The following is a 15,955-nucleotide window of genomic DNA, read 5'->3' as shown; positions in this document are numbered from 1 at the left end:
GGTGGACGAATTGCATAAAACATCAGACGAACAGCATGCAGCGAAAACAACACATGGGCAGCGATGTGCCCCCGGATGGCGGCATTCCTTGGCTGTGTTTTACATGGCCTATCCGCACAAGACAACGTCAAGCCATGATGAAGTTGTTAAGCGGTTCGTGAAGTCACGCACTGACTCACCACTCTCTGGCCGCGCATCCTGCAGTTTTGAGGAGATACCCATGTCAGATAATCTTTCGAACAAAGGCAACCCGGACCGCAACCTCATCAGCCTCACCGAGGCGCATGAGGTCCGTTATTGGACTGAAGCCCTGGGCATCAGTAAAGACGAGCTGGAGCGCGTGGTTGGCCAAGTGGGCAACAGTGCGGCCAAGGTGCGCGAGCACTTGAACAAGTGATGCCGGGCTTTCCGGAGCACGACAACACGCCGGTCTGGTTCATCACCGGCTGTTCAACCGGCTTGGGTCGGGCTCTGGCTGAACTGATCGTTCAGCGCGGTTGGCGCGTGGTCGTCACCGCGCGCGACAAGCACGCCATCGCAGACATCGAACGCAGCGCACCGGGGCGCGTACTCGCGCTGTCTCTCGATGTGACGCGCCCTGCAGACATCGATGCAGCCATTGCCGCGACGCGCGAACGCTTCCGACGCATCGATGCCCTGGTCAACAACGCCGGCTATGGCTACCAGAGCACCGTCGAAGAAGGTGAAGAAGATGAAATTCGTGCGCAGTTCGACACGAACGTCTTCGGCCTGTTTGCCATGACGCGGGCGGTCCTTCCGCTGATGCGCGAACAGCGCAAGGGCAACATCATCAATATCACCTCAGTCGCTGGCCTGATCGGTTATCCGGGGTCCGGCTATTACGCCGCATCCAAGCATGCGGTCGAGGGCTGGTCGGACGCGCTGCGCGCCGAAGTGCTACCGCTGGGGATTGGCGTCACCTGCGTCGAGCCTGGCCCGTTTCGCACGGATTGGGCGGGCCGCTCCTTGCGTCAGACAACGAGCGGGATTGCCGATTACGCCGATACGGCCGCAAAGCGCCTGGCCGTCACCAAAGAAACCAGCGGCGCGCAGGCCGGTGACCCGGTCGAGGCCGCGCAGGCCATGGTCACGATTGCGAATGGCGCCGACGCACCACGGCATCTCGTGCTCGGCGCCTGGGGCTTCAACGCGGTTGTTGAGCGACTGGAGGAACGTGTTCGCGACATTTCGATGCAACGGGATCTGAGCTTGTCTGCCGACTTTGATGCCGAGGCATGACCCTTTTAATTGACGAGCAATTTGCTGATGTCTCGTTCTGGAGAATTTGATGAAACCCTATGTTATCTGCCACATGATGTCATCCATCGACGGCCACGCGCTGACCGATGGCTGGGATCGGCCCTTCAAGAACGCTGCGGGCGAGCTGTATGAAAAGCTCGCCGCAAAGTTTGACTTCGATGGCTGGATTTGCGGCCGCACGACCATGGAAGAAATCGCGCATGGCGAAGGGTATCCGAAAGGGTTGGCGAAGGAGCCGATCCCGCGCACACCCTATTTCGCCAAGCGTGATGCGAAGACCTACGCCATTGCCATCGATGGTCACGGCAAGGTTGCGTGGAAGAGCAATGAGGCACTCGGCTCCCACGTCGTCGCGGTTCTGACGGAAGCCGTGTCGGACGACTATCTGGCCTATCTGCAGTCAATCGAAGTGTCGTATTTTTTTGCAGGCAAAACCGATATCGATCTGGCGCAGGTCGTGCAGACCCTGGCCGATGAGCTGGGCACGAAGCGACTGATCGTGGAAGGCGGCCCGCACGTCAGCGGCTCCTTCGTCAACGCCGGCCTGGTCGATGAAGTCAGCGTGCTGATATTGCCGCTGGTCGATGGGCGTGGCCATCATCCTGCGTCGTTTGAAATTGCCGAAGATTCCTGGAAGCAGCCGAGTTATCTGAAACTCGAATCGGCCGAGGTTCAGGACGGCGGCGGCGTGTGGCTGCGTTACAAGCGGTCATAACGTTTTTGGCGCGCGCCGATCATTGATTCACGCGCGCCACCGTTCTATCCACAGTCTGTTTGAATGAATCGAAGGCCCGAGACCATTAGGGCCATCCAGGGATCATGTGCTTCGCTTGCCAAGCCGCTTGCCCAGAGCGATTCCTGGCTTCTCGATGTAGTGGTACGCCATGCCAGACAGCGCGAGAGTAACCAGCGCCAGTATCGCAATGAACATCCAGTAGATCGACACCGACATATCAGCCGCCACATCTTTGCCGACAACGAAATTGATCGCCACAAACAGCACGATGCCGTGGATTAAATAGATGCCGTAAGCGAGTTCGCCGAGCCTGTGAGACGTCGGCAACGAGAACAGGCCAAACATATCGGCACCGCCGGCAATCACGCAAAAGGCAGCGATCAGCGCGATGCACGGCGCAATCTGCAGAAGATTGTCGAATTGAAGCGCTGCAGCAAAACAAAGCAGCACCAATACCGATGCGATCTTTTTTTCACAGAATCGGGTGAATCTCGGATCACGCACCAGATACGCGGTCAGGATGCCACCTGCAAATACGGCTGCAAATCGACTGTTCAATCCGATCCGCCAACCGATGATCAGCACTGCGACCGAGACCAGCAGCAAGAGCCAACCCGGACGTTGCCCCACGGCCAGCGAAATCAACGGCAGCGCCAGATAGAAACACCACTCGTAGCGGAGTGACCACGTCACGCCAGCCATGATGATCCAGGCATCGGTTTGGCCGTTGAGCGGTGCAGCATTGGGAATCGTGAACAGCAACCATTTCCCGACGGCGACGAAAATCGCCTGCAGGCTGTCGACGATGCGCCAGTCTGATAGGTAGGCAACGGTTAGAAAAACAAATACCAGGACCACATAATAAAGCGGTGCGATGCGGAAGAAACGACCGATGAAAAATGCTTTCCAGTCAAACCTGCGCCCTCGCGCATTCAGTAGTTTGTCATAGAATAAAAAACTCGTAATCATGAAAAACATGAGAACGCTGGCCTGGCCGAGAGGTCCGTATAAATTTGGCCGAGGCACATCCCATTTTCCTGTCTGAACCAAGACGAACCACATGCACGCATGGTGCAACATCACGAAGAGTGCGAGATAGCCACGCAAACCATTGATCGTGGCAAACCGCATCGGCGGAGGACTCTTGTTTTCGAATAGAAACGTACCTTTTATCGCCAAGAATGCCAACAGCGTTAAAGCTACAGCGAAGACAGGATTAGAAATATTCATATAATTGGCAAAGTTGGCTACTTTGCAATTATATATGGTGGCGTGATGCGATCGCCCGCCTCGACCTACACCCCATCTTGCGCGAACCTCGAGCCTGCGCTGACCTTCAGTTGATCACTCTTTGCGGGGAGAACACCGTCTCGGCACAGTATCGCGCGAAGGTATGCCGGAAAACGCGGACGCGTTGTGCGCCACGCTGAGTCAAGTCAGCATATGGGAGCCCTTGAAGCTTATGCAGGCCGTGAACGTCAGCGCTTTGCCTGCGGTTGCCTCACTGCGTCATAGAAGTAACCTTGCCAAAACACGACGATCTTTTCTCTCTCTTTTAAAAACGCTTCAGTACAGTCCAGGTCTACTACCGTGACGATGTCTGGCAAACCGAGACCGCCGACTCGAGCGTGATAGCCTTCACGGACGTATTTGGCTGCGTCATGGCGGCGACGCGTCAATTCTGGTGCCCGGCAGGGTTCTCCATTGATCGTGACGCCGTCACGCCGGACAACCAGGACCTTGCCGACCAGTGCCGCAGCTTGCTGATCAGTCAGCGAGGCGATGTCAGCCGAATCCAGGACTTTAGTCAGCGTCCATGTCCCAAGAATGTCGGCGTCCTTTTCTGGCTTCTTGGCATGCCCTGTATGGGCGACCAATGCCAACAGGGTAGTCATGGCGACCAATCTTCCAACGATGGGGAAAAGCGACATATTCGGCTCCTTGGTTTATTGTTTTGCGATCGCGGCGGATTTGGCAGCTGCGTCAAACGGCGCACTCTCTTCTGCTCGACGCGCAATCAGGCCTCGCGCCACCACACTTCTACCGTTGACCCGTGCTGATGTCATCGTGCGAATTTGACGGGCGGCTTCAGCTAAACGGCCAGTGTCTACCAGTGTGTACACGTTGCGTGACCCGTGGACACCCGCGTTATAGGTCAGACTGACCAGCGCATCGAACTGGTCTTGCGGTAGCTTCTGCACGCGGACCATGCGTATAACGCCGCCTTCCGCTCCCACGACCCGGCGGGCGAACTCAGCCTCGACGGCAGCTGCGCTGACCGGCCTCGCCAGTTCCTCTTTGCTACAAGGACCTCTGTGGGCAAGGATGTCGGGACCCCATGTGCAGTTTCCCTTTCCAGTGCCCATATCGTCGTAGTATTTGAATACATCCCGCTCCAACCGACGCATTCGGACCCGCACTTCAGGGCTCATCTTCATCCCGGCATTGACAGAGGGCGTGGCGGCTACCTGTGCAAGTTTGGTCATTGGCTTGCCTTGGTCAGTGGGTAAAGGCTGTCAATTTAGACCGGACACGTCACCTGTTTGTTGCGACATGACAGGTAGGCTCATCTGAAGCATTCGAGTAACCGCCGTCGAGGGACGCGGTGTAGAAAAAGCCGGAGATGTGTCGCCGGGGTCCATGATCGGCTCAGTGAGGTATGGGGGTAAAGATGTGGGTAGGCAGAATTGAAAAAGCCCCTTCACAGGGGCTTTTCAGTATTTTTGGCGGAGAGAGGGGGATTCGAACCCCCGGTAGGCTATGAACCTACACACGCTTTCCAGGCGTGCGACTTAAACCACTCATCCATCTCTCCTGATGATCGACGTGTGCATTCCACGAAGCCGCTCATTATAACAACAATTCCTGGTAGTACAAGACCGACCTGACAACGGTCGGGCAAGCCCCTTCCCCCCAACCACCCGCGAATGGTATCGTTCCCGGCTGGCCTGCCCATCCGGCACGCTACCCGCAACGGATACGTCGTGAAACGCACATCACTTTATCTCATCATCTTCGCCGTGGCCGCCGCTGGCGCCGGCGCCGGCTCCTGGCTCGTAAACCGCACCCCGACCGGGGCGCCGGAGACAAAGCCTGCCCCCGCAACCGCAACCGCAACCGCAACCGCCACCAGCACCCAGGACGCCAGCGCCATCGCAACCGAGCTGCGCGCCATGCTCGACGCCTACCGCAAGATCATCGTGCTGACCCACGACGAGGCTACGCTGCCAGCCGCTGAGCGCGCCCAGGCAAACCGCATCGGCCAGCAGCTGTTCCACGAAAACCAGGAACGCATCGGCCGCGTCGAGACGGCGTTGGCCACGCTGATCGCGTCGAACAACCCACGCCGCTTCGATGCCATCAGCTCCCTGCTCGACTATATCGAGTCGGGCGATGGCCTGTACGACGCCGACCGCCTGGCGTTTCGCGAAACCCTGCGCAGCCTGCAGGCGCAGATCGCCAGCGATTCGTCGCTCGCGGCGATCAAGCTGCACAAGCGGATTTCGGAAGACCTCGACGCGCTGGCCGAGATCGAGCGCAACTACGAGAAGGAGATCCGCGCGATCTTCGGGCGCTACGACACCCGCGCGATCGAGCTGAAGCGCGAGAAGTGGGACAGCTACATCGCCTACCTGAAAAAACTCTACACGCGCGAACGCATCCTGAAGGAATACGGCGTCGTGCTCCCCTACCCCGCCGCGCCCGAACCGGAACCGGCTGCTCCTGAGCCGGGCGCCCCAGCGCAGGCCGGGCGCGAAGGCGCAGAAATCTTCGGCAAGTCACTTCCTAAAAAGACCGTACTGCTGACCTTCGACGACGGTCCGCACCGCCGCTACAGCGAAGAAATCGCCGCGATCCTCAAGCAGTACAACGCGCCGGCGATCTTCTTCAACGTCGGGCGCAACCTGGGCGCGCTCGATGCGCAGGGTGCCGCCAAACTGAGTGCCAATGCCCAGGTGAGCCGCAAGCTCAAGGACGCCGGTTACGTGCTGGCCAATCACAGCCTCACGCATGCGCAGCTGTCCAAGCAGACGGGCGCGAAGCTCAAGTCCGAAATCCTCGATACCGACACGTTGCTCAAGGCGGTCGATCCGCAGCGCTCGTCGCTGTTTCGCTTTCCGTATGGCGCGCGCAATCGCGAAGGCATGCAATTGCTGGCCGATGCGCAGCTCACGTCGATGATGTGGAATATCGATTCGCTCGACTGGGCCGATCCGGTGCCGTCGTCGATCGCCGACCGCGTGCTGCGCAGCGTCGAGAAGGAAGGCCGCGGCATCATCCTGTTCCACGATATCCACGAGCGCACCGTCAAGGCGCTGCCGATGATTCTCGAACGCCTGGCAGCCGAGGGGTATCAATTTGCCGGCTGGGATGGCGCGACGCTAAAGGCCGACAACAAGGCAGCGCCGGCGCCGGCACCGCGCGCGGCGGCCACTGGCTACGCCAATTCGTGGGCAATCCTGGTGGGCATCGACAATTATCCGAAGTGGCCGCGCCTGGAATATGCGGTGCGCGATGCCGAGGGCGTCGAGCGGCTGCTGGTGCAAAAATTCGGGTTCGCGCAGGAGCGCGTGATCACGCTAAAGAATGAACAGGCCACGCGCCAAGGCATCCTGGCTGCGTTCCACGATCGTCTGGCGCACGGCGGCTTGCAGCCGAACGATCGCGTGTTCGTGTTCTTTGCCGGGCACGGCGCCACGCGCAAACTCAGTTCGGGGCGCGACCTCGGCTACATCGTGCCGTTTGACGCCGACCCGAACAACCTGGCCACCGATGCGATTCCGATGACCGAAATCCAGAACATCGCCGAGAGCCTGCCGGCCAAGCACGCGCTGTTCGTGATGGACGCCTGCTACAGCGGCCTTGGCCTGACACGCGGCGCGGCCAACGCGTCGTTCTTGCGCGACAACGCGCGCCGCATGGGCCGGCAGATGCTCACGGCCGGCGGCACCGACCAGCTCGTGGCCGATGGCGGGCCGAATGGCCACTCGGTCTTTACCTGGACGCTGATGCAGGGCCTGGGCGGCAAGGGCGACCTGAATGGCGATGGCCTCATCACCGCCACCGAGCTGGCGGCGTATGTGGCCCCGGCCGTGTCGAGCGTGTCGCAGCAGACGCCGGCCTTCGGCAGCTTGCCGGGCTCGGAAGGCGGCGACTTCGTGTTCGAGCTGCCGGAAGAAACGGAGTTCCTCACGGCCGGTACGGTGCAGTTGTCAAACGATGCGATTGCGCTCAATACGCGGCTCGATGCGCAGGCATCGAAGGCAACAGGCACCGTCGTGGTCAAGGATCTGCAGGGTGGCGAGACGCGGCTCAAGGCGCCGGCGGCGGTGCCGGTGTCAAGCCGGCAGCAGGCGCAGCGGGCCAACGACTTGGGTTTGCAGCTGTATAAAGAGAAGCAGTATGCGCAGGCCGAGGCGCAGTTTACCGAAGCGCTCAAGCTGCGGCCTGACTTTGCGCTGGCGGCCAATAACCTGGGCTTCGTGTTTTACAAGCAGGATCGTTTTGTCGAGGCGGCGCGCTGGTTTGAAAACACCGTCAAGATCGATCCGTCGCGGGCGATCGCGTATCGCAATCTGGGCGATGCGTACGTGAGGTCGAAGCAGCCGCAGAAAGCCAGGGCGGCGTTCACCACGTATCTCGAATTGGCGCCGACCGGTGCGGGTGCGGCGTATGCGAAGGAGCAGTTGCAGAAGTTGTGATGGGGCGGCGGACCAGTGGCCCGCGCCCTAAAAAAAACGTCATTCCCGCGGAGGCGGGAATCCAAGCATGCTTGCGTGGCCACCTGATTTTGCTGATGTAGCTGCGCAGAGAAACTTGGGTTCCCGCCTTCGCGGGAACGACGGGGTGCGGTTTATGCCGATTCTTTTAGCTGCTCAAGGATTGCTGGATTTTCGAGCGTGGACACATCCTGCGTGATGTTCTCGCCCTTGGCCAGCACGCGCAGCAGGCGGCGCATGATCTTGCCCGAACGGGTTTTCGGCAGGTTGTCACCGAAGCGGATTTCCTTCGGCTTGGCGATCGGGCCGATCTCCTTGCCCACCCACGCACGCAGTTCATTGGCGATTTTCTTTGCTTCCTCGCCGGTTGGTCGCGCGCCCTTGAGCACGACGAAGGCGCAGATCGATTCGCCCGTCGTGTCGTCCGGCCGCCCGACCACCGCCGCTTCGGCCACCAGCGAATTGGCCACCAGCGCCGATTCGATTTCCATCGTGCCCATGCGGTGCCCCGACACGTTCAGCACATCGTCGATGCGGCCCGTGATCGTGAAGTTACCCGTGTCCTTGTTGCGGATCGCGCCGTCGCCCGCCAGATAGTATTTGCCGCCCAGCTCGTCCGGGAAGTAACTGGTGCGGAATCGGTCCGGGTTATTCCAGATGGTGCGGATCATCGACGGCCATGGGCGCTTGACGACCAGAATGCCGCCCTGCCCGTTCGGCACGTCGGCGCCGGCTTCATCGACAATCGCGGCCATGATGCCCGGCAGCGGCAGCGTGCACGAACCCGGCACCATCGGCGTCGCGCCCGGCAGCGGCGTGATCATGTGGCCACCCGTTTCGGTCTGCCAGAAGGTGTCGACGATCGGGCAGCGTTCGCCGCCGACGTTCTTGTAGTACCACATCCAGGCTTCCGGATTGATCGGCTCGCCGACCGAACCCAAGAGGCGCAGGCTCGACAGGTCCGAATTCTTCGGATGGACCTTTTCGTCCACGTCCGACGCCTTGATCAGCGAGCGGATCGCCGTTGGCGCCGTGTAGAAGATGCTGACCTTGTGCTTTTCGATCGTCTTCCAGAAGCGGCTGGCGTTCGGGAAGGTGGGCACGCCCTCGAACACGACCTGTGTGCCGCCGACGGACAGCGGGCCATAGGCGATGTAGGTGTGGCCGGTGATCCAGCCGATGTCGGCGGTGCACCAGAAGACGTCGTCGGGCTTCAGGTCGAACGTCCACTTCATGGTCAGCGCGGCCCACAGCAGGTAGCCGCCGGTCGAGTGCTGCACACCTTTCGGGGTGCCGGTCGAGCCGGACGTGTAGAGGATGAACAGCGGGTGCTCGGCGTCGACCCATTCCGGCTCGCAGTCGGCCGACTGGCCTTCGACCAGCTCGTGCAGCCACAGGTCGCGGCCTTCCTTGAAAGCGACGTCGCCGCCCGTGCGGCGGTAGACGATGACGTCCTTGACGGTGTCGCAGCCGCCCATGCCCAGGGCTTCGTCGACGATGGCTTTCAGTGGCAGCGACTTGCCGCCGCGCTGCTGCTCGTCGGCCGTGATGACCGCAACTGCGCCGGCGTCGATGATGCGCTCCTGCAGCGACTTGGCGGAGAAGCCGCCGAACACCACCGAGTGGGTCGCGCCGATACGGGCGCAGGCCTGCATCGCGCTGATGCCTTCGACCGACATCGACATATAGATGATGACGCGGTCGCCCTTCTTGATGCCGCGCGACTTGAGCGCGTTGGCGAACTTGCAGACACGCTCATGCAGCTCGCGGTAGGTCACGCGGTTGACGGCGCCGTCGTCGGCTTCGAAGATGATCGCGGTCTTGTCGGCGTTGCCGTTTTCAAGATTGCGGTCAAGGCAGTTGTACGACGCATTGAGCTGACCGTCGCCGAACCATTTGTAGAATGGCGCGTCAGACTCGTCGAGGGTGCTGGTAAATGGCTTGTGCCAGTCGAGGTTCTCGCGCGCCAGGCGGGCCCAGAAACCTTCGTAGTCGCTGGCGGCTTCAGCGCACAGCTTGTCGTAGGCGGCCATCCCGCTGACGGTGGCGTTGGCGGCAAAGTCGTGCGGCGGCTGGAATACGCGGTGTTCTTGCAGGCCCTGGGATTGCTCTTGCGTCGTCTCGTTCTCGGACATGTCAGTCTCCATTCTAGTTAGTGGGTTATGCCGATACCATAGGGGCGCTCGCTTACTGAGCCCTTACACATCGCCCCGGCGACCAGGCGTTGGGCCAGCCTGCGCCGCCCGATTCATTCTAACGCCGTCCGTTGCAAAGCGGGCAAGTGCTCTTCCGACGACACCGTAACGTCAGCGCCGGTGTAAAATGCCGTGCTGAATTTTCTCGCATTTCCTGGAGTTCCATCCCGATGTCGTCTCTGCCCCCGAACCAGCCTTTTCGCAAGCTGTCGCCCCTCAATTCACTGATTTTCTCGAGCCGCTGGCTGCAACTGCCGCTCTACCTGGGCCTGATCCTGGCCCAGTGCGTCTACGTCTTTCACTTCTGGGTCGAACTCGTCGACCTGATCGGCGCCGCCATGGGCAACGCCGATTCGCTCAAACACATCATCGATGCCGTCAGCGTTCCGGGCGCCGCGCGCCCTACCCGGCTCAATGAAACCATCATCATGCTGGTCGTGCTCGGCCTGATCGATGTGGTGATGATCTCGAACCTGTTGATCATGGTGATCATCGGGGGTTATGAGACGTTCGTGTCGCGCATGCATCTGGATGGTCACCCGGACCAGCCAGAATGGTTGTCGCACGTGAACGCGTCGGTCCTGAAGACCAAGCTGGCGATGGCGATCATCGGCATTTCGTCGATTCATCTGCTCAAGACTTTCATCAACGCGTCGTCATACGATGTGAAGACGCTGTTCTTCCAGACCCTGATCCACTTCGCGTTCCTGCTCTCGGCCATGGCAATTGCCTACACCGACCGCATCGTGATGAGCACGCACAACGACAAGCACGCTTAAAACAAACATTCCTGGTACCCCTGAAAGAGCGAACATGGCAACCGTGATTACCCAAGACGACCTGATCGAATCGGTCGCGGCAGCACTGCAGTACATCAGCTACTACCACCCTGCGGATTACATCCAGCACCTGGCGCGCGCCTACGAGGCCGAGCAAAGCCCGGCTGCCAAGGACGCGATCGCCCAGATCCTGACCAATTCGCGCATGTGCGCCGAAGGCAAGCGCCCGATCTGCCAGGACACCGGCATCGTCAACGTGTTCCTGAAAATCGGCATGGGCGTGCGCTTCGAGGGCTTCACGGGCACCGTCACGGACGCCGTCAATGAAGGCGTGCGCCGCGCCTACAACTTCGCCGACAACAAGCTGCGCGCCTCGATCGTCGCGGACCCGCATTTCGAGCGCAAGAACACCAAGGACAACACCCCGGCCGTGGTCCACATGGAGCTGGTCGAAGGCGAGACCGTCGACGTGAAAGTCGCGGCCAAGGGCGGTGGTTCGGAAAATAAAACCAAGTTCGTCATGCTCAACCCGTCCGACTCGCTGGTCGACTGGGTGCTGAAAACCGTGCCGCTGATGGGCGCGGGCTGGTGCCCGCCGGGCATGCTCGGCATCGGCATCGGCGGCACCGCCGAAAAGGCGATGCTGATGGCCAAAGAGTCGCTGATGGAAGACATCGACATGTACGAGCTGCGCCAGCGCGGCCCGAACAACAAACTCGAAGAGCTGCGCATCGAGCTGTGCGACAAGATCAACGCGCTGGGCATCGGCGCGCAGGGCCTGGGCGGCCTGACCACGGTGCTGGACGTGAAGATCAATATGTACCCGACCCACGCGGCCTCGAAGCCCGTGGCGATGATCCCGAACTGCGCCGCCACGCGCCACGCGCACTTCGTGCTCGACGGCTCGGGCCCGGTCTACATCGAACCGCCTGCACTGTCGAGCTGGCCTGACGTGAACTGGACGCCGGACACGCAGAAATCCAAGCGCGTCGACCTGAACACGCTCACCAAAGAAGAAGTCGCTTCGTGGCAGCCGGGCCAGACGCTGCTGCTCAACGGCAAAATGCTGACGGGCCGCGACGCCGCGCACAAGCGCATCCAGGACATGCTGGCCAAGGGCGAATCGCTGCCAGTGGACTTCACCAACCGCGTGATCTATTACGTCGGCCCGGTCGACCCGGTCGGCGACGAAGTGGTCGGCCCGGCTGGCCCGACGACCGCCACGCGCATGGACAAGTTCACCGACATGATGCTCGAGCAGACCGGCCTGATCTCGATGATCGGCAAGGCCGAGCGCGGCCCGGCTGCCATCGAGTCGATCAAGAAGCACCAGTCGGCCTATCTGATGGCGGTCGGCGGCTCGGCGTACCTGGTCTCGAAAGCGATCAAGTCGGCCACCGTGGTCGGCTTTGCGGACCTGGGCATGGAAGCGATCTACGAGTTCGACGTAACCGACATGCCAGTGACCGTCGCCGTCGACTCGACCGGCACGTCGGTCCACACGACCGGCCCGAAGGAATGGTCGGCCAAGATCGAATCGCTGCGCGGCGTGCCGATCAACGTCGCATAACACCTCTCCCCTTCAGCATGGTTTCCACCACGCTTTCCCACGACGCCCCGGTCGGCATTTTCGACTCGGGCGTCGGCGGTCTCTCGGTGCTGCGCCACATCCAGGCGCAGCTGCCGCATGAACACCTGTTGTATGTCGCCGATTCCGGCTATGCGCCGTATGGCGACAAGCCGGAGGCGCTCGTCATTGCGCGTGTTCTGGCGATTGCTGATTTTCTGATTGCGCAAGGTGCGAAGGCGATTGTTGTGGCGTGCAATACGGCCACCGTGGCGGCTGTGCGCGTGCTGCGCGAGACGCATCCGGGGATGCCGGTCGTGGGGGTGGAGCCGGGGTTGAAGCCGGCTGCTGCACTCACCCGCAGTGGCAAGGTGGGCGTGCTGGCGACGGCGCGCACGCTGCAAGGGGCAAAGTTCTTGCTGCTGCGCGACCAGATTCATCGTGAGACCGGCGTGGATTTCCTGCTGCAGCCGTGTGTTGGCCTGGTGGACCAGATCGAGCTGGGTGAGCTGAACTCCAGCGGCATGATGGCCACGCTGGACCACTTCATTGCACCACTGTTGGCGCAGGAAGCCGATACGCTGGTGCTGGGCTGCACGCACTATCCGCTGGTGCGTGGAGCGATCGAGCGGCTGCTGGTGGGTATGGGGCGTGGTGACGTGGCGCTGGTAGATACGGGGGATGCCGTGGCGCGGCAGTTGGCACGCTTGCTAGTGGCTGGTGGGCTGGCGCGGACTGTGGGCACTGAGGGGCTGCCAGCTAGCCTGACGGGCTATACGACGGCCAGTGCGGTGGCGCTGACGGCGGCGTTTCGCAGCCTGCTGGGGATCGATCCGCCCGTGTACGCGGTCAACATTGCCGAGCCGCAAGCGCCCTCTGCTTCGACATGCAATTAAATTTGCAAGCATGGGCTAAAGTTTATATAATCTTGTTCTGTCGCGGAAACAACGAGACAGATGTAGTAGTTCAGTGGTGGCTGTAGCTCAGTTGGTAGAGTCCAGGATTGTGATTCCTGTTGTCGTGGGTTCGAGCCCCATCAGCCACCCCACAGAATGCAAGTAAAAAGCCCAGTCTTCGGACTGGGCTTTTTGCGTTCTCATCCGAACAAAAGCCGGGGTCAGATACCGTCTTGAATTGCAAGCCTATTCGATAAGAAATTTGCGTCGAATGGCTTGCCTGTTCGAATGACGCCGTAAATCAGATGCGCCAATTTGTGCGTGACAGCGCCGATGACGGCTTTTTTCGCCATGCCGGTTGCAAGCAAGCGGTCGGCAAATTGGCGCAAGATGGGGTTATGGCGGCGCGCTACCATGCTGGGCATGAAGAGCGCAGCTCGCAGTGACGAACTTCCAGTCTTGCTCATCACCGTTCGTCCCCTCACTGAACTACCGGAGGTACGCTGCTTTGGCGTCACGCCGAGGAAGGCAGCGAAGGCCTTGGCGTTCTTGAAGCGGCGAATGTCGCCAATGTGGCCAAGGACACGGGCTATCGTCGTCATTCCCAAGCCAGGAATGCTGGCAATGAGCTGGGCGTCATTTTTGAGATTAGGATGCCGATCGATGTGATCGTCGATCTCCTTCTCCAGCTTTTTGATTTCGACGTCGAGCCATATGATGTGCGTCTTCACGTGCGTCGCAACGTCTTCCATTCCGCCGATTGTGTGAGCTTCCAGCCGATTCTCTTCCTGCTGCCGGATGTCTTTCAGTGCTTGAACGCGCAATGTCCATCCCCGTAGCTGGCGCTGCTCCAGCGGCGGTGGCGTCCACAGTTCGGGATTCATGGCCAGGCAATAGCGAGCAATGAGACCAGCATCGATTTCATCGTTCTTATTGCGGATATTTTCACCGTGTCCGAAGCCCTTGATGCAGGCAGGATTGACGATGCTTACCTTGATACCAGCGTCGTACAATGTCAACGCCAAGGCCTCGTGGTACACGCCTGTCGCCTCCATGCACACGTGCAGCGAAGAACGTGACGCCTTCGACTTGTCGATCCATTCCAGCAAACTCTTGTGCCCTGCAGGCGTGTTCTGCAGCACCTTCGTTTTTACTTTTCCGTTCTTTAGCAACTCGATGTCGAGCTTTGATTTGCTAACGTCGATTCCCAAAACCTCGCGCATCGCTTCCATTTTGACCTCTCTCGTATGCGGGCTTACGCAAAGAACAGCGATGGCCCAAGATACCGTTCGGACTAATAAAATGAAACGGGCGGGGGCACCAATCTGACCCACGTGCTCAATGGCACTCAGTCTGAACAGTGTCACCCCGACCGGCCACATCAACAATATTATCTACTGGTGCGCTGGCATCTTCAATATACGAGGTCTGACATTCGGACACGTCCTCAACATTAAGCCTGTAATCATTCCTGCACGGCATCGAATTTCTTTACTCAGCAAACTTCCTTGGCTCTTGACGCTACGTGAAGCCTGAGTTCGCTTCCGAATACCCCCTACTCCAGACCTGCCCTGGCTTTTCTGGCTTCCATGGGCTTTACTAGTGACGGCTGTGCCAGTCCTTGATAGGAGTCCGCTTGCTGTAATGCATACTTTGTCAGTATGACCTCTCACATACGGAGGTCACGATGAGGCAAGAACGGCAGTGGGGTGACACGATGTCACAGAGAGTCTGGCGAAGCATTAGGCGCCCGGTGTGTGCGCAGTTACAGGGACGATGGAACACCAGCAGTGCGTATCAATGTCGCGCTATTCACTCTGCCGCAACCGAATCAATGGAGGTCAGCTTATGTCCTCTGATCCTGTTGTTAGCCCTAGTGCCTTTAGGGGCGTCAGCGGAGCCGCATCCACCGGCCATGACCGGCGAACAGTTCGTGCGCGACATGGTGGCAATGCCAAAAAACGATCTAGCGTCGCTCCGCCGCGAGCGGGCGATGGGATATATGGATGGACTGCTCGACGGCACCGTCGGCGTACGGTGGTGCCCAAATGGTCAGCCCGTCGCGCACGAGCTCAGCTATGAAGCTGCCGAACAGATGAAGCGTCTGCCCCCACATCAACTTACAGGGAGCGCGGCTGAATTGGCCCTGTCGATGGTGAGCAAGATCTATCCATGCCCAACGCCAGGATCCAAGCCATGAAGCCGGCATTTATACAGTTGCTCAAACACTACCCGGCGCAAGCTTCACGCGAGGAATTACATGGCGAGATCGGCTGGAACGACCTGATTGACAATCAGAGCTATATGAATACATGTGCAGTGCGTATGAGCTACGGGCTGCTACGGGCTGGGGTGCCATTGCCTGGTGCTCGTATGAAAGCGAAGGCTGGTGTGCTTGCTGGCAAGCTCATCGAACCTGGACAGGAAAAGCTGTCGGAAATTCTCAAGATGATCTGGGGGTGGCCCGAGGTCTACACCGACGAAGACGAGGCGCGCGCAGGTATCGGCAATCGCAACGGCGTCGTGTCCTTTTTTCGCATCGGAGGGGGCGCGGTAGGTCACATAGACCTGATCGTGCATCGACCCGGAAGCAGATTCCAGGATTGCGCGCGCACTTGCTTTTGGGCGGTAAAGCCGATCTGGTTCTGGTCACTAAATTGATCGCTTTGTTGGGGCCTGAATTCGGCCAGACCTGAACCGTCTTCATGCAAGAGTAAAAGCCGGGATCAGGTCTGACATTTAAAAGCGTGCTCTACACCCGGCTGTATACACGGGTCATGG

At 59.8% G+C, this 15,955-nt stretch carries 14 protein-coding genes and 2 tRNA genes; 10 read left to right on the top strand and 6 right to left on the bottom strand.

Annotated features, from left to right (window positions below; all coding sequences use genetic code 11):
- Positions 1 to 220: 220 nt before the first annotated feature.
- The 3 genes from HD842_RS00780 to HD842_RS00770 are packed head-to-tail and all read left to right on the top strand — an operon-like array spanning position 221 to position 1,996.
- Positions 221 to 397, top strand: a complete 177-nt coding sequence (locus tag HD842_RS00780) for a DUF3606 domain-containing protein (protein WP_183549663.1) — start codon at positions 221 to 223, stop codon at positions 395 to 397.
- Entirely contained in the window at positions 397 to 1,260 is an 864-nt protein-coding gene (locus HD842_RS00775) for an oxidoreductase (protein ID WP_183549660.1), read from the top strand. Before HD842_RS00780 ends, HD842_RS00775 begins: the two co-directional genes overlap by 1 nt.
- Positions 1,261 to 1,309: 49 nt before the next feature.
- Positions 1,310 to 1,996: a dihydrofolate reductase family protein gene (locus tag HD842_RS00770; RefSeq protein WP_183549657.1), complete on the top strand. Its 687-nt coding sequence runs from the start codon at positions 1,310 to 1,312 to the stop codon at positions 1,994 to 1,996.
- 102 nt (positions 1,997 to 2,098) lie between these two features.
- Here HD842_RS00770 and HD842_RS00765 read toward each other — a convergent pair whose 3' ends face one another.
- The 4 genes from HD842_RS00765 to HD842_RS00750 form a co-directional block, all read right to left on the bottom strand.
- A complete protein-coding gene (locus HD842_RS00765) occupies positions 2,099 to 3,247 on the bottom strand; it encodes an acyltransferase family protein (protein WP_183549654.1) in 1,149 nt (382 codons plus the stop codon).
- Between the two features lie 248 nt (positions 3,248 to 3,495).
- Positions 3,496 to 3,948 carry a hypothetical protein gene (locus HD842_RS00760; RefSeq protein WP_183549651.1) on the bottom strand — a complete coding sequence of 151 codons (453 nt, stop codon included), beginning with the start codon at positions 3,946 to 3,948 and terminating at the stop codon, positions 3,496 to 3,498.
- 15 nt (positions 3,949 to 3,963) lie between these two features.
- The gene (locus HD842_RS00755; protein ID WP_183549648.1) at positions 3,964 to 4,503 is read right to left on the bottom strand and encodes a glycoside hydrolase family protein; all 540 of its coding nucleotides are present in this window, start codon (positions 4,501 to 4,503) and stop codon (positions 3,964 to 3,966) included.
- A 238-nt stretch (positions 4,504 to 4,741) separates the two neighbouring features.
- Positions 4,742 to 4,832: transfer RNA gene (locus HD842_RS00750), tRNA-Ser, on the bottom strand.
- 169 nt (positions 4,833 to 5,001) lie between these two features.
- Here HD842_RS00750 and HD842_RS00745 point away from each other — a divergent pair.
- Positions 5,002 to 7,719 (top strand): polysaccharide deacetylase family protein, encoded by a 2,718-nt coding sequence (locus HD842_RS00745; protein ID WP_370660766.1) that lies wholly within the window; start codon positions 5,002 to 5,004, stop codon positions 7,717 to 7,719.
- Between the two features lie 152 nt (positions 7,720 to 7,871).
- Here the strand turns inward: HD842_RS00745 and acs are convergent, their stop codons facing one another.
- A complete protein-coding gene (acs, locus tag HD842_RS00740) occupies positions 7,872 to 9,872 on the bottom strand; it encodes an acetate--CoA ligase (protein ID WP_183549642.1) in 2,001 nt (666 codons plus the stop codon).
- A gap of 230 nt (positions 9,873 to 10,102) precedes the next feature.
- Between acs and HD842_RS00735 the strand changes: the two genes are divergently transcribed.
- The 4 genes from HD842_RS00735 to HD842_RS00720 all read left to right on the top strand — a co-directional run bounded on the left by HD842_RS00735 (position 10,103) and on the right by HD842_RS00720 (position 13,326).
- The gene (locus HD842_RS00735) at positions 10,103 to 10,711 is read left to right on the top strand and encodes a TIGR00645 family protein (RefSeq protein WP_183549639.1); all 609 of its coding nucleotides are present in this window, start codon (positions 10,103 to 10,105) and stop codon (positions 10,709 to 10,711) included.
- A 34-nt stretch (positions 10,712 to 10,745) separates the two neighbouring features.
- Positions 10,746 to 12,281, top strand: coding sequence for a fumarate hydratase (locus HD842_RS00730; RefSeq protein ID WP_183549636.1), 1,536 nt, complete (start codon positions 10,746 to 10,748; stop codon positions 12,279 to 12,281).
- A 17-nt stretch (positions 12,282 to 12,298) separates the two neighbouring features.
- On the top strand, positions 12,299 to 13,174 hold the full coding sequence (gene murI, locus HD842_RS00725) for a glutamate racemase (RefSeq protein WP_183549633.1): 876 nt from the start codon (positions 12,299 to 12,301) through the stop codon (positions 13,172 to 13,174).
- A gap of 76 nt (positions 13,175 to 13,250) precedes the next feature.
- A tRNA-His gene (locus HD842_RS00720) sits at positions 13,251 to 13,326 on the top strand.
- 69 nt (positions 13,327 to 13,395) lie between these two features.
- On the opposite strand, the gene HD842_RS00715 is transcribed toward HD842_RS00720, so the two are convergent.
- On the bottom strand, positions 13,396 to 14,406 hold the full coding sequence (locus HD842_RS00715) for an IS110 family transposase (RefSeq protein ID WP_183549630.1): 1,011 nt from the start codon (positions 14,404 to 14,406) through the stop codon (positions 13,396 to 13,398).
- Positions 14,407 to 15,089: 683 nt separating this feature from the next.
- Between HD842_RS00715 and HD842_RS00710 the strand changes: the two genes are divergently transcribed.
- Positions 15,090 to 15,374, top strand: coding sequence for a Rap1a/Tai family immunity protein (locus HD842_RS00710; protein WP_183549627.1), 285 nt, complete (start codon positions 15,090 to 15,092; stop codon positions 15,372 to 15,374).
- Positions 15,371 to 15,835, top strand: a complete 465-nt coding sequence (locus tag HD842_RS00705) for a T6SS effector amidase Tae4 family protein (RefSeq protein WP_183549624.1) — start codon at positions 15,371 to 15,373, stop codon at positions 15,833 to 15,835. Before HD842_RS00710 ends, HD842_RS00705 begins: the two co-directional genes overlap by 4 nt.
- The last annotated feature ends 120 nt before the right edge of the window (positions 15,836 to 15,955 follow it).

It is taken from the genome of Massilia aurea, assembly GCF_014200505.1.
GTDB lineage: Bacteria > Pseudomonadota > Gammaproteobacteria > Burkholderiales > Burkholderiaceae_D > Telluria > Telluria aurea_B.
The sequence above is the reverse complement of the archived record's forward strand: the minus strand, read 5'-3'. Positions and strand labels throughout refer to the sequence as shown.